We start from the raw sequence: 14,011 nt of genomic DNA, 5'->3' as shown, positions 1-14,011 counted from the left end.
TCAGTTGCCGGGGTTATTCGCGCCACGGATGTGACGCAAGTGCCGATCATAGGTGATGCCAGAATGACGCCTCGCGGGCATTTCCCCTCGCCAGCGCAGCGCCAGCCCAGTCCCACCCGAGGATGTCCCATGCTCAGAGCCCTCGTCGTCGCGGCCATGTGGGTGGCGGCACTGGCCGTCACCGGATTGACGGTGGCGCTCAGCCCGTGGTGGTGGCTGCTCGCGGGGCCGCTGCTGGCGGTCGCCGGCCTGGGCACCTGGGATCTGCTGCAGACGCGGCACACCATCTTGCGGTCCTATCCGGTACTCGGGCATGCCCGATTCCTGGCCGAACTGCTGCGGCCCGAGATCCGGCAGTACTTCATCGAGTCGAACACCGAGGCCACCCCGTTCGACCGGGAGACCCGCGACATGGTGTACGAGCGCGCCAAGGGCACCAAGAGCGACGAGCCGTTCGGCACCGAGCGCGACGTCAACGCGCTGGGCTATGAATTCCTGCGGCATTCGCTGCGAGCGCACGTCGCCTCCGAGGTGGCTCCGCGGGTGCGGCTGGGGGGCCCGGAATGTGCGGCCCCGTATGACATCGCCCTGTTCAACGTCTCGGCGATGAGCTTTGGGGCGTTGTCCGGCAACGCCATCGAGGCACTCAACGGCGGCGCGGCCCGCGGCGGATTCGCCCATGACACCGGAGAGGGCGGGATCAGCCCGTATCACCTCAAGCATGGCGGCGACCTGATCTGGGAGATCGGCTCGGGTTATTTCGGCTGCCGCGACGCCGAAGGGCACTTCGACGCCGGCCTGTTCGAGGAGAAGGCCGTGCTGCCCTCGGTGAAAGCAATCTCGATCAAGCTGTCCCAAGGCGCCAAGCCCGGGCTCGGAGGTGTGCTCCCGGGGGCGAAGGTCAGCGCGGAGATCGCGGCCACGCGGGGGGTGCCGGTCGGCCGGACGGTCGTATCGCCGCCGGCGCACACCGCGTTCCACACGCCGACGGAGATGATGCATTTCATCGCGACGCTGCGCAGCCTGTCCGGCGGCAAGCCGATCGGGTTCAAGCTCTGCATCGGGGCGCGCACCGAATTCCTGTCCATTTGCAAAGGGATGCTGCACACCGGGATCACGCCCGACTTCATCATCGTCGACGGCGCCGAGGGCGGAACCGGTGCGGCGCCACAGGAATTCGAGGACCACGTCGGGATGCCGCTGACCGAGGGGCTGATGCTGGTGCACAACGCTCTGGTCGGGACGGGGCTGCGCACCCACATCCGGGTCGGCGCGTCGGGCAAGGTCGCCAGCGGCGTGGACATCGTGTCCCGGATCTGCCAGGGCGCAGACTTCACCATGTCGGCCCGGGCGATGATGTTCGCGGTCGGCTGCATCCAGGCGATGAAGTGCAACACCAACAAGTGCCCCACCGGGGTGGCCACCCAGGACCAGGGCCGGGCACGAACTCTCTACGTGCCGGACAAGACCGAGCGGGTGGTCAACTTCCAGCGGGCGACGGTGGCCAGTGCCGCGCAAATCGTTGCGTCGATGGGCCTCAACGGCTTCGACGAACTCGAGCCGGCCATGCTCAACCGCCGCATCGAAGGCCAACGAACCCGCACCTACGCCGAGATCTACGAATGGCTGATGCCTGGCGAGCTGCTCGACGACCCGCCGGAGTCATGGCGGTCGGACTGGATCGAAGCGTCCGCCGAGGAGTTCCGCTGAGCTATTGCGTCGTGGAAACCAGGGCCCGGCGCACCGCTCGCCGGCGAGCTATCCAGGTGGCCACCAACGCACCGAACACACCGAGCGTCGAGGTCGCCAGGATCGACGGCATCGTGTTGGCCATGATCAGGTAGCCGAACGACGCCGCCACCGCGAGCAGTGCGTACCGCGCGGTCGTCCAGAGCGCCGGACGGCCGAACCGGGTGCCCACCACCATGCCGAGGATCAGGGCGATGCCGTGGCCGACATTGGTGAAGTCGCCGGCCGAGCTGATCGCCGCACCGAATGCCACGGCCAGCCACCAGCCGGTCCACGTCGCACGCCAACGGCGCGGTATGGCGGCGGTCAGCGCACCCAGGACGCCGACCGCGCCGTAGCTCATCCCGACGTCGGTGACGTTGGCGATCGACCACGAGGTCAACCCGGCCGCGAGTGCCGCGACGAGTCCGGTGGCGACCAGCATCGTCGCCCCGACGTGTGCGACGACGAACGCCACCACCATCCGGCGACTGTGCCACAGCAGTTCGGCCAGGCCGAGAATGGCGAACAGGCCCGGCAGCCACACGTAGATGGGCCCTCGCTCGGTGACGAAGGCACTGGCGATCAGCGTGCCCAGATGGCCTTCACCGAGGTTGTGCAGATTGGTGCTCACACGCCAGACGACCTGGTCGCGAACATGCGGCCCGAGGGCCACCAGCGTGACCGCCACGACCGCAAGCGCGGCGGAGTAGCCCAAGGTGACCCGAACGCGGTCCAGCCGCGACAGCAGTGCGATAACCATCCCTACCTACTATGCCTGGACCTCGAGATCTATGCCTGGAACTCGAGATCGTCCCCGTCGTCCTCGACTGGCAGATCCCTGCGGGTTTTGAAGCGGTACATAACCAGGTCGGTGGGCACCCCGGTAGCCCGCGGAGCGAATACCTGACGCCTGATCCGTTTGATCGTGACCCCGAGCGACTCCAGCTCGTCGGGCTCGATGAGCTCCAGCGTCTTCTCGGACACGATCAGGCCGCCACGAGTGGCGCGGTCCATCACCCGGGCAGTGATGTTGACGTCGACTCCGAGCCAATCCGCGCCGATACGTTGCGGGCGGCCGGTGTGGACACCGGCACGCATCCGGGGTGTGTAGCCGTCGATATCGACGGTTCGGACGGCGTCGCGGGCAGCCATGGTGGCGCGCACCGCGGTCAGCGGGTCGGCGAAAACGGCCATGATGCCGTCGCCCATCCGCTTGACGATGTGGCCGCCTGCGTCGAGCAGCGGCGGCTCGACGACCTGGGCGACGCGACGGAGCAGCCGCAGTGTCGCGTCGTCACCTGCCGCCAGCGACCAACTGGAGAAGCCGACGAGATCGGTGAAGACCAGCGTCACCTCGCGGTCGCGCGGCCGCCCGGAGACACGTTCGGTGAGGGCTTGCCACACCTGAAGGGTGGCCAGACTCACCTCGCGGCTGGCGGCCTCCCGGTCGCGCAGCAGCCGGTCGGCCGCCCGCGCGGCGGCCCGGGCGCCGCCTGCGCCATCGGCGGAGAGCGGGTCACCGAAGTCGGGGTCGCCGGGCAAGATCCGGCGAGCACGACGAACCAGGGCGATGACGCCCGGGTTGTGGTTGGTGTTGTGCCACCATGCCGCGGGTCCACGCCCGGGTTGGTTGACGTCAACGAGGGGGTCTGGTTGATCGTCGAACGGCTCGACGTCCACGAGATCCAGCCTAGTGAACGGATTTACGGAAGCCGGCCTGTGTGACGCGGCCAACGTATCGCTATGCCAAATGTGTGGTCACAGCTTCGTCGCCAACATGGACAACACGTGTTGTCAGACTTATCGTCAATCGATGAGGTCAACGACGACCACTCGCCCCGCCACGCCGACCCCGCTCGGGCCGGACTCGCTGACCTGGAAATACTTCGGCGACCTGCGCACCGGCATGCTCGGGGTGTGGATCGGGTCGTTGCAGAACATGTATCCGCAGCTGGGCGCCGGAGTGGAAGAACACTCGATCCTGCTGCGCGAGCCACTGCAGCGGGTCGCGCGGTCGGTCTACCCGATCATGGGCGTGGTCTACGACGGCGAGCGCGCCCGCCAAACCGGTGAGCAGATCAAGGGCTTTCACCGCGGGATCAAAGGCGTCGACAACGCGGGCCGGCGCTACCACGCTCTGAATCCCGAGACCTTCTACTGGGCACACGCCACGTTCTTCATGCTGATCCTGAAGGTGGCCGAATACTTCTGCGGCGGGTTGACCGAGGCCGAGAAACGCCAGCTGTTCGACGAGCACGTGCAGTGGTATGCGATGTACGGGATGAGCATGAAGCCGGTCCCCGACACGTGGGAGGAGTTCTGCGAGTACTGGGACCGGGTCTGCCGCGACGAGCTGGAGATCAACAAGGCGACGCTGGAGATCTTCGACATCCGCATCCCGAAGCCGAAGTTCGTGTTGATGCCGACGCCGGTATGGGACCAGTTGTTCAAGCCGATGGTGGCCGGGCAGCGCTGGATTGCGGCCGGACTGTTCGACCCGGCGGTCCGGGAGAAGGCCGGGATGCGCTGGACACCCGGCGACGAGGTGGCGCTTCGGTTGTTCGGCAAGGCAGTGGAGTTGGCGTTCTGGGCGGTACCCGATGAAATCCGGTTGCATCCGCGGGCGTTGTCGGCGTATCGGCGGGCCGCCGGACAGATCCCGGCCGACGCGCCGCTGGTCGAGGCACCGGGTTTCATGGCACCCCCTAAAGACCGTCGTGGCATGCCCATGCACTATGTCCCTCGACACAAGAGCCTCGTCGCCCGTGCGGGGTCGCTGGTCCACACGACGTTCTCACTAGCCGGTTTGCGGCCCGCCCGAGGACGTACCGCCGCCGCCTGAACCGGAGAACCCATGATCGAATGGTCCGACGTCGATATCGCTGTGCGCGACGCCGTTCGCGAGTTCGTCGACAAAGAGGTGCGCCCGCACATCGACGAGCTGGAGAGCGGCGATCTGGAGCCCTACCCCATCGTCCGGAAACTGTTCGCCACCTTCGGTATCGACGAGATGGCGCGGGAGTCGCTGACCAAGAGGTTGGAGCGGATGCGGGCCGGCACCGAGAAGAAGTCCAGCGGTGGCGGCGGCATGTTCGGCGACGGCGGCTCGGCCGGAATGGGTTTCGTGCTGATCAGTGAGCTGTGCCGGGTCAGCATGGGTCTGGTCACCGGGATGGGGGTCAGCCTGGGGCTGACGGTCCCCACCATCCAGAGCCGTGGCACGCTGGCCCAGCAGGAGCGCTGGCTGCCCGAGCTGGTGACTTACGAGAAGATCGGCGCCTGGGCGATCACCGAGCCGGACTCAGGCTCGGATGCGTTCGGCGGAATGAAGTCCTACGTAGTGCGTGCCGCCGATGGGTCAGGCGACTACATCCTCAACGGGCAGAAGACGTTCATCACCAACGGGCCCGACGCCGACGTCGTCGTGGTGTACGCCAAGCTGGACGAGGGTGACCCCACGGTGGACAAGCGCGACCGCAAGGTGTTGACGTTCGTCCTGGACCGCGGCATGGAAGGCTTCGTTCAGGCCAAGCCGTTCCGCAAGATGGGAATCCACAGTTCGCGCACCGGTGAGCTGTTCTTCAACAACGTCCGGCTCGGCCGGGACCGGCTGCTGGGCGAGACCGAGAACAATTCCTCCGGCGACGGCCGCGACAGCGCCCGGTCAAGTTTCGCCGCGGAGCGCATCGGTGTGGTGTCGATGGCCCTCGGGGTGATCGAAGAGTGTCTACGGCTGTGCACGGACTACGCCAAGACTCGCACGTTGTGGGGCAAGGAGATCGGTCAGTTCCAGTTGATCCAGCTCAAGCTGGCCAACATGGAGGTAGCCCGAATGAATGTGCGCAACATGCTGTTCCGCGTGATCGAATGCGGGCAGACGGGTACGCCGATCTCGCTGTCCGAGGCCTCGGCGATGAAGTACTACTGCTCGCAGGCCGCGACCGATGTGGCCATGGAGGCGATCCAGTTGTTCGGCGGCAACGGGTACATGACCGAGTACCGGGTGGAACAGCTTGCCCGCGACGCGAAGTCGTTGATGATCTACGCCGGCAGTAACGAGGTGCAGATCACGCATGTGGCCAAGGGGCTGCTCAGCGAGTGAGTTCCAGGGCTCGGGCGAGTGCACGGTGAACTGCCCCTCGTCCGAGCTGGACCTTGAACGCGTTTTGGCTCAGGGGGCGGGCATCCGCCATCGCCCGCTGCGCCGCCGCCCGTAGCACCGAGTCGTCCGGCCGGCTGCCGACCAGAATCTGCTCTGCAGCGGGCACTCGCCACGGTTTGGCTGCCACCCCGCCGAGGGCCACCGATGCCGACGCGATCACGTCGTCGACCACCTCGACGCCCACCGCCGCGGACACCAGCGCGAAGGCGTAGCTGCGCCGGTCTCGAAGCTTGAGATACCACGAATGAGATGCATACGGCGACGGCGGCAGCTCGACGGCGACGATCAGCTCTGCCGGCAATAGGCAGTTCTCATGCTGCGGGGCATCCCCTGGCAGAGTGTGGAACTGGGCGATCGGGATCTGTCGAACACCGTCCGGCCCCTGCGTACACACGACGGCATCAAGAATCGTCAGCGCGACGGCCATGTCCGACGGGTTGATCGCGACGCAGTGCTCACTAGCCCCGAACAGCGCATGCTCGCGGTTGAAGCCCTCGAGTGCGGCGCACCCCGAACCCGGTACCCGCTTGTTGCACTGGTCGAATTCGATCTGCATAAAATAGGGACACCTGGTGCGCTGCAACAAGTTTCCGCCGACAGTCGCCATATTCCGAAGTTGCGTGGTGGCACCACTGAGGATAGCTTGCGACAACACCGGGTACTGGGTGCGGATCAACGGGTGGTTCGCCAGCGCACTGTTGCTGACGCCGGCCCCGATGCGCACCCCACCCGACGCGGTGGCCGTCACCGATGTCAGGCCAAGGTGGCGGATGTCGACGAGGGCAGGTGGTTGTGCCACACCGTTTTTCATCAGGTCGACGAGATTGGTACCGCCGGCGAGGAAGGCACCCCCGCTATCGAGAACGGAACAAATGGCGCCGTCCACCGTGACCGCGTGCTGAAACTCGAATGTCTTCACCGAGAAGTCCTTTCAGCGGCCGCGACAATAGCGTCGACGATGTTGGCGTACGCGCCGCACCGACAGATGTTGCCTGCCATGCGTTCCCGGATTTCGTCCTCGTTCAGCACCGTGCATCCATCGAGCGCGGCTCGGCTGTCACCCTCGAAGGAGACCACCGAAAGGTCCCCGCGGGCGTGCTCGCGCAGCAGAGCATGCGCCGACGAGACCTGCCCGGATGTGCAGTAACCGCACTGGAAGCCATCGTGGTCTAGGAAAGCCTGCTGGACCGGGTCGAGGTCGTCCCCGGCGGAGAGGCCCTCGACCGTCGTTACCGCTGAGCCGTCGATCGAGACGGCCAAGGTCAGGCAGCTGACGACCCGTTCGCCGTCGACGGCCACCGTACAGGCACCGCACAAGCCGTGGTCACAACCCTTCTTGGTGCCCGTCAACCCGAGCTCTTCGCGTAGCAAATCCAGGAGTGTGGTGCGGACGTCGACTGTCAGCTCGTGAGGAGTTTCGTTGATGTGCAACGTGATCGCATGCTCGGGAACCATCAGCTCTCCTGCGTCGCAATGTCGGGCGTCAACAGTTGTTCAATAGTGATGGGCAGGTCCCGGATCCGACGACCAGTGGCATGGAAGATCGCGTTGGCAACCGCCGCCGCGACACCGCAGGCGCCGATCTCACCGATTCCCCGGACGCCGATCGGGTCCAGCGCGTAGTCGGGTTCATCGATGAACGTGATGTCGAAATCAGGTCGGTCGGCGTGGGTCGGAACGTAGTACTCGCCGATCAGCTTCGCGGTGTGAGCGTCATAGGGAACCTGCTCCAACAGCGCCATGCCTACGCCGAAGGTGATGCCGCCCATGACCTGACTGCGAGCCAGCGCCGGGTTGATCACCCGTCCGCAGTCCATTACCGCAACCCAGCGGGTCACCGCCGCGCGCCCGATCTCCTCGTCGACCTCCACTTCGCAGAAGTGTGCGCCGAACGATTGGGATACCGTATCGCGCTGGTCTCCCCCGTCGACCGACACCGTGAAACTCAGCTCGTCGAGGTACCGCTGGCCGCCGTGCGCGATCACGTCGGCGAGTGTCCCGCGATGGTTCCGACTCACCACTTCCCCTCCGGTAATGGCTATCTCGTCGCGGTTGCTGCCATAGAAGGGGGTTTGCTCGTCAGCGCTGACCAACGCGACCAGGCGTTTGGCCCACTGTGAGGCTGCCTCGAAGACGGCTGAACCGACCGTTGCAGTGGTCTGCGACGCTCCGCTGTAGGGGGCGTCGGGGAAAAGCGAGTCGCCCGACTCGAAGGTCAGCTGCGAGAGTGACAAGCCACTGGCGTCGGCCGCGATCTGGCCCATCGCTGTACGTACGCCTGTGCCGATCTCGTGAGTGGCCGACGCGAATCTGACGGAACCATCGGCGGCAGTGGTGACACTGCACGCCGCGGGCATCCGTCGACCCGGATAGGTTGCGGTGGCCATACCCCAGCCGACCTGAATCCCTCCGGCCGACAATGATCGTGGTGCCAGCGGCCTTTTGTCCCAGCCGAAGCGCTGCGCCCCGATGTCGTAACACTCCAGGAGGTGCTTGCCCGACCACGGTTTGCCGCTGGCCTGGTCGAGCGATGCGTGGTTGCGGATACGCAGCGCCACCGGATCCACACCCAGTTCCACGGCGAGCTCGTCCACCGCCGACTCCAGCGCGAACAAACCCGGCGCCTCCCCGGGGCCACGCATGAAACACGGTGTGGGCGAATTGATCCGTGCAACGCGATGCGATACGACCAATCGCGGCGATTGGTACAGGAACCTACTGGACAGCCCGGCCGGCTCACAAAAGTGTGCGACTGTGGACGTTTCGGTGACCGTGTGGTGTTCGATGCTCGCCAGCGCGCCATCGTCCTGGGCGACGAGTCGCACGCGCTGGCGAGTGCGAGGACGATGGCCCGTCGAGGAGAACATCTGGTTGCGCGTCATGACGAGCTTGACCGGCCGGCCGATCTCGCGGGCTGCGACCGCACACAACACGACATGCATCCACAGAAAACTCTTGGAGCCGAACGCTCCACCAACCAGGGGTGAGACCACTCGGACTGCCGATTCGGGCAAGTCGAGATAGGCCGCCAGCACGGCGCGCTCACCGGTCAACCACCGCGTCGCATCGTGGATCGTGAGTTCCGCACCGTGCCACTGCGCGATGGTCGCCGACAGCTCAATGGGATAGTGCGCGTTGAGCGCAGTTGTGTACATCGCGTCGACGCGCGCCGAGCACTCTGGTTCGGTCGGCGCCCCGCGACGGTCCTGCAGCTTCTCCTCGTCCAGCTTCACGAAGTGGTCCGGCAAGTAGCTGCCATGCCGAATCTCGCCGTCTTTCTCGTCCGGCGGTTGTGGGCTGGTCAGGACTTCCTCAGCGCTGAGCTGCGGTGGCCGCCGTTCGTAGTCCAGCTCGAACAGCGACGCGGCGTAGGTGGCGTTTTCCGGCGAGTCGGCGACGACCAGCGCCATGTGCTGGCCGACGTGCTGGACCGTCAGGTCCGACAAGGGTGGTCGGCGCTCCAACGGCAAATCAAATGTCAGATCAGTCGGCAGCCGTTGCAGTACAGGGCAATTCAGTGGCGTCAACACGTGGAGCACACCGGGTGCCGCGGCAGCGCGGGCGCTGCTGTCCCGTAGCGAGTCGGCGGTCACCGTGCCGTGTGCGATCTGCGACTGCACCACAACGGCGTAGACGAGATCGTCGAATACCGTGTCGGCGGCGTAGCGCGCCCGGCCGGTCACCTTGTCACGGCCCTCGACCCGGGTGAGACCGAGCCCGATCTGTCGAGTGCCGTCGGCCATGTGGCCATTGTGCATCATGGCGGAGCGGGCGTCGGCCGGCTAATCGGCGTGCAGGATCAGATCGGCGGCACGCCAGGCCATCGCCATGACCGGCCCGTTGAGATTGCCGGCCAGCATCGTGGGCATGGCCGAGCAGTCCACGACGCGCAAGCCGTCGATCCCCCGCACCCGCAGCTGATCATCGACGATGTCGTCGTCGCTGGGCCCCATCGCGCAGCTGCCGATCGCGTGATAGCCGCTGTAGCCCCCGTCGAGCGCAGCATCGGCCAGCTCGTCGTCGCCGCGCACATCAGGCCCCGGGTACATCTCGTGGCTGATGCGGTCGGCGATCGGCGACTGGGCGAAGATCTCCCGCGTTCTGCGGACCAGGGCGGCGCTGGTCTCCCGGTCGTAATCACTGGTCAGGTAGTTCGGCTCCAACCGGAGAGCGGCGTCGGGATCCTTCGATGTGATCTCCACGCTGCCTTCGGATGTCGGCCGAAGCACGAACCCCAGCACCGAGAGCCCCGGCTGGCGTTCGATGGTCATTGGTTCGCCCTCGTTGTAGGCCGGGATTGTGAACGGCCCGAGCAGCAGCTGCCCGTCTACCCGCGGGAGATCGGGCGAGGTCTTGACGAACGCCAGCACGTCGAAAGTCGGCGTCGCCATCAGGCCCTTCCGGGTGAGCAAGTAGCGGGCGGCTGTGGCGGCCTGCCCGACAGGGCTCGACAGCTTTCGGTTGTACCCGAGGTCGGCGTTGAGCCGGAAACGCACGACAATGCAGCGGTGCTCGCGCATCCGCCGGCCGACGTTCTCTCGCTCCAACAGCACCGGCACTCCTGCGGCGGCCAACACCTCGCGAGGCCCGATCCCGGAGAGCTGCAACAACTTCGGGCTGCCCATGCTGCCCAGCGACACGATGACTTCCCGCCGAGCCCGCAGTTGCTCCACACCGCTTCCGGTACGAACCTCCACCCCGACGGCGCGCCCGTTCTCGATGACGATGCGATCGACGGTGGTGCCCGTCACCACGGTCAGGTTGTTCCGGCGTCGCACCGGCTTGAGAAACGCATCAGCGGCGCTGACGCGGCGCCCGCTCTTGATGGTGGCGGGGCTGTAGCCGATCCGCTCGTCATCGGACTCGTTGATGTCTTCCACCGCACGCAACCCGCTGGCGGCCCCGGCCGCAACGATCTCGTCGCACAGCGGGTCGAGCTCGTCGGCGACCGAAATGTGCAGCGGCCCGCCGACTCCGCGCGTCGGGGATGCGCCAAACTGGTTGTCCTCGAAACCCTTGAAGATCGGCAGGATCTCGTCCCAGTTCCAGCCCTTGTTGCCGCGCCGCTCCAGTTCGTCATAATCGGCTTGCTGGCCACGGTTGTAAACCATGCCGTTGACCGAGCTCGACCCGCCGAGAAGCTTGCCGCGGGTCCAGAACTCCGACTTGTTGTTGGGGCCGAAGGGCGTTGTGGCGTAGCGCCACACGTACTTCTCGTTTTCCAGGAGAACCGCCGAACCCTTGGGAACGTGGATCATCGGATTGCGATCCGGGCCGCCTGCTTCAACCAGAAGCACCGTGATGCGCGGGTCTTCTGAGAGCCGATTCGCCAGTACGCATCCGGCCGAACCGGCGCCTGCGACGATGTAGTCGTATTCGGTCATGGTCTCCCGCTTCGTCGGTGCAGCGCGAGATTAGCGCCTCCGGTGTGCCCGCGCGCTCTGATACAAGCAAATAGCGGCGGCGGCAGCCACATTCAGGCTCTCCGCACCACCCGCCATGGGGATCGTCACCCGGCGATCGGCCAGCGCCGCAGTCTGGGCGGACAACCCCTGCGCTTCCCCACCGAACACCCAGGCCGTAGGGCCGCCCAACTCGGCGTCGTCCAGGCTCACCTCGCCGTCCAGCGTCGTCGCCAGCACCTGTAGACCCGCCTCACGCAGGCCCGACACGACGTCGTCGGTATCCGCAGCGACCATCACCGGCACCGCGAAGATGCTGCCCGCCGACGAGCGCAGACACTTGCCGTTGTACGGATCCACGCTGTGGCCGGCGAAAACCACCGCGGCTGCGCCCATCGCATCGGCCAGCCGGATCAGCGTGCCGGCGTTCCCGGGCTCCGACAGATCGACGGCGACTACCACCAGCCGCGGCCGTCCGGCCAGCACGTCGGAAAGATCGCCGTCCGGCGTCGTGCACACTGCCACCAGCCCCGACGGCGTCACCGTTTCCGACAGCGCCTTGGCTGCCCGCTCGGTCACCTCATGGACCGTCAGGCCGCCCAGCAACTCGGCGTGGCGCTCCGCAGCTGCCGCGGTGGCGAACACCTCCACCACAAGTCCGCGACGAGCCGCTGCCTCAACCAGATTCGGCCCTTCGGCCAAAAAGCGCCCAGCACGACGACGCCCGGTGTGGCGCTGCAGTTTAACTGCAGCCACCACCCGGGCGGATCGTTCAGTGAGTGCCGTTATCAGGCGGCTTCACCGGAAGGTGCGTTGACATCCTCCGGCAGTGCGGCCTTGGCGGCCTCGACCAGCGCGGTGAACGCGGCCGGATCGCTGACGGCGATCTCGGCGAGGTTCTTGCGGTCGACCTCGATGCCAGCGGCCTTGAGACCCTGGATCAACCGGTTGTAGGTGATGTCGTTGGCGCGGGCTGCCGCGTTGATGCGGGAGATCCACAGCTTGCGGAACTCACCCTTGCGGGCCCGACGGTCCCGGTAGGCGTAGGTGAGCGAATGCAGCTGCTGCTCTTTGGCTTTGCGGTAAAGCCGCGAGCGCTGGCCGCGGTAGCCCTTGGACGCCTTTAGTACTGTGCGCCGCTTCTTCTGGGCATTGAGTGCGCGCTTCACGCGTGCCATTGCGGTCTTCCTATTCTCGTTCGGTCAAAAGTTAACGGGTTACGGCGCTTAGCCGTTCAGCATCGCGTTGACGCGCTTGGTGTCGTTAGCCGACACCACGGTGCGTCCGTCCAGGCGGCGGGTCCGCTTGGTGGCCTTGTGCTCGAGCAGGTGGCGACGGTTCGCCTTCTGCCGAACGATCTTCCCGGTGCCGGTTTTGCGGAATCGCTTGGAAGCGCCGCTGTGAGTCTTGGCCTTGGGCATTGGTCCTCAGTTCTTACGTGGTCTCGGGTGTTTCGGTGGGCTGCGGCTCGGCCGGGCGTCCCGCGGGGACGTCGGCGTCATGCGCCGCCTTGGCGCGAGTCTTCGCGCCGCGGTGCGGGGCCAGCACCATCGTCATGTTGCGGCCGTCCTGCTTGGCGGACGTCTCAACGAAGCCGTAGTCGGCGACGTCGGCGCCCAGCCGCTGCAGGAGTCGGTACCCGAGTTCGGGCCGGGACTGCTCGCGGCCGCGGAACATGATCGTGACCTTGACCTTCGAACCCGCCTCCAGGAAGCGGATGACGTGACCCTTTTTGGTCTGGTAGTCGTGGTCGTCGATCTTGGGCCGGAGCTTCTGCTCCTTGACGACGGTCTGTTGCTGGTTCTTGCGAGACTCGCGCTCCTTCAGAGCCGTCTCGTACTTGAACTTGCCGTAGTCCATGATTTTGCAGACCGGAGGCCTGGCATTCGGGGCTACTTCGACAAGATCGAGATCGGCATCCGCGGCAACGCGGAGGGCGTCTTCGATGCGCACGATGCCTACCTGCTCCCCGCCTGGTCCGATCAAACGGACTTCAGGTACGCGGATGCGCTCGTTGACGCGGGTCTCAGTGCTGATGGGGCCTCCCTGGTTCGTTTTCCTCTGCGGACCATCGCGGTGTCAGCCACCGGGAGCAACAGGGGAGCCAAGGCCATCAGCACTCTGCTCAATCGAACAGAAGGGCCCTGCATAAAGCAGGGCCCGATGCCGACCGATCACGGCTGTCGCCGTCTGCGAAACCGCAGAACGGATACCGTGTCGGTATCCGTGACCGGACCGCTACACCTGCGGAAATCTCCGTGGCGAGCGGTGGGAGTGGGACTCCACTTGCTGTCCCTGGCGTACGCCGGGACGGTCGTGCGTGCCAGTCTAGCAGGCATGACGGATCCACATGCACAGCCATCTGCCACGAGTGACCCGCGCGCCCGCGACCTGGCGGACATTCCCGCCGTCGAGGTGATCACCCGTGCCGCGGTCATGCTGATGAGCGCCGCCGCCGAGAAAATCGGGCTGTCCTCCCCCGACCCGGACACCAGCGAACACCGCGACCTCGACGAGGCCCGCCGACTGATCACCGCGCTGGCTGGATTGGTGACCGCCTCGGTCGAATATCTCGGCCCGCATGCCGGCCCGGTCCGCGACGGATTGAAGAGTCTGCAGTTGGCCTTCCGGGAAGCCAGCGCCGCCCCCGACGAACCCGGCAGCGGGCCGGGCGAAAAATACACCGGCCCTGTTTGGTAGCGCACCACAGACAATT

The 14,011-nt window shown here is 66.0% G+C and carries 14 protein-coding genes; 4 read left to right on the top strand and 10 right to left on the bottom strand.

The features are described 5' to 3' along the window. Nucleotides 1-129 precede the first annotated feature (129 nt). Nucleotides 130-1,710, top strand: coding sequence for an FMN-binding glutamate synthase family protein (locus tag CG716_RS27270; protein WP_094484264.1), 1,581 nt, complete (start codon nt 130-132; stop codon nt 1,708-1,710). 1 nt (nt 1,711) lies between these two features. On the opposite strand, the gene CG716_RS27265 is transcribed toward CG716_RS27270, so the two are convergent. Together CG716_RS27265 and CG716_RS27260 are read right to left on the bottom strand one after the other, a co-directional pair. Further along, nucleotides 1,712-2,491, bottom strand: coding sequence for a rhomboid-like protein (locus CG716_RS27265; protein ID WP_094484263.1), 780 nt, complete (start codon nt 2,489-2,491; stop codon nt 1,712-1,714). A 29-nt stretch (nt 2,492-2,520) separates the two neighbouring features. Continuing rightward, on the bottom strand, nt 2,521-3,411 hold the full coding sequence (locus CG716_RS27260) for an adenylate/guanylate cyclase domain-containing protein (protein WP_094484262.1): 891 nt from the start codon (nt 3,409-3,411) through the stop codon (nt 2,521-2,523). A gap of 133 nt (nt 3,412-3,544) precedes the next feature. Here CG716_RS27260 and CG716_RS27255 point away from each other — a divergent pair, with 133 nt between their 5' ends. Both CG716_RS27255 and CG716_RS27250 read left to right on the top strand, forming a co-directional pair. Next, a complete protein-coding gene (locus CG716_RS27255) occupies nt 3,545-4,573 on the top strand; it encodes an oxygenase MpaB family protein (RefSeq protein ID WP_094484261.1) in 1,029 nt (342 codons plus the stop codon). 12 nt (nt 4,574-4,585) lie between these two features. Continuing rightward, nucleotides 4,586-5,833: an acyl-CoA dehydrogenase family protein gene (locus CG716_RS27250; protein WP_094484260.1), complete on the top strand. Its 1,248-nt coding sequence runs from the start codon at nt 4,586-4,588 to the stop codon at nt 5,831-5,833. On the opposite strand, the gene CG716_RS27245 is transcribed toward CG716_RS27250, so the two are convergent. Genes CG716_RS27245 through infC form a run of 8 tightly spaced genes read right to left on the bottom strand, consistent with a single transcriptional unit; the run spans nt 5,823 to nt 13,332 of the window. Beyond that, nucleotides 5,823-6,812 (bottom strand): FAD binding domain-containing protein, encoded by a 990-nt coding sequence (locus tag CG716_RS27245; protein ID WP_094484259.1) that lies wholly within the window; start codon nt 6,810-6,812, stop codon nt 5,823-5,825. The genes CG716_RS27250 and CG716_RS27245 overlap by 11 nt on opposite strands. After that, a complete protein-coding gene (locus CG716_RS27240; RefSeq protein WP_094484258.1) occupies nt 6,809-7,348 on the bottom strand; it encodes a (2Fe-2S)-binding protein in 540 nt (179 codons plus the stop codon). Before CG716_RS27240 ends, CG716_RS27245 begins: the two co-directional genes overlap by 4 nt. Then, a complete protein-coding gene (locus CG716_RS27235; protein WP_234818064.1) occupies nt 7,348-9,636 on the bottom strand; it encodes a xanthine dehydrogenase family protein molybdopterin-binding subunit in 2,289 nt (762 codons plus the stop codon). The genes CG716_RS27240 and CG716_RS27235 overlap by 1 nt, the downstream gene beginning before the upstream one ends. A 39-nt stretch (nt 9,637-9,675) precedes the next feature. Continuing rightward, nucleotides 9,676-11,277 carry a GMC family oxidoreductase gene (locus CG716_RS27230; protein WP_094484257.1) on the bottom strand — a complete coding sequence of 534 codons (1,602 nt, stop codon included), beginning with the start codon at nt 11,275-11,277 and terminating at the stop codon, nt 9,676-9,678. A gap of 30 nt (nt 11,278-11,307) precedes the next feature. Beyond that, a complete protein-coding gene (locus CG716_RS27225; protein ID WP_094484256.1) occupies nt 11,308-12,054 on the bottom strand; it encodes a TrmH family RNA methyltransferase in 747 nt (248 codons plus the stop codon). Between the two features lie 29 nt (nt 12,055-12,083). Continuing rightward, on the bottom strand, nt 12,084-12,473 hold the full coding sequence (gene rplT / locus CG716_RS27220; protein ID WP_005149096.1) for a 50S ribosomal protein L20: 390 nt from the start codon (nt 12,471-12,473) through the stop codon (nt 12,084-12,086). A 48-nt stretch (nt 12,474-12,521) separates the two neighbouring features. Further along, entirely contained in the window at nt 12,522-12,716 is a 195-nt protein-coding gene (gene rpmI, locus CG716_RS27215; RefSeq protein ID WP_005149094.1) for a 50S ribosomal protein L35, read from the bottom strand. A 13-nt stretch (nt 12,717-12,729) separates the two neighbouring features. Further along, entirely contained in the window at nt 12,730-13,332 is a 603-nt protein-coding gene (gene infC, locus CG716_RS27210; protein WP_094484255.1) for a translation initiation factor IF-3, read from the bottom strand. A gap of 300 nt (nt 13,333-13,632) precedes the next feature. On the opposite strand from infC, the gene CG716_RS27205 reads away from it, so the two are divergent. After that, nucleotides 13,633-13,995: a DUF1844 domain-containing protein gene (locus CG716_RS27205; protein ID WP_094484254.1), complete on the top strand. Its 363-nt coding sequence runs from the start codon at nt 13,633-13,635 to the stop codon at nt 13,993-13,995. Nucleotides 13,996-14,011: the final 16 nt, after the last annotated feature.

Origin of the sequence: Mycolicibacterium sphagni (genome assembly GCF_002250655.1) — a bacterium.
Taxonomy (GTDB): Bacteria; Actinomycetota; Actinomycetes; order Mycobacteriales; family Mycobacteriaceae; genus Mycobacterium; species Mycobacterium sphagni.
The sequence above is the reverse complement of the archived record's forward strand: the minus strand, read 5'-3'. Positions and strand labels throughout refer to the sequence as shown.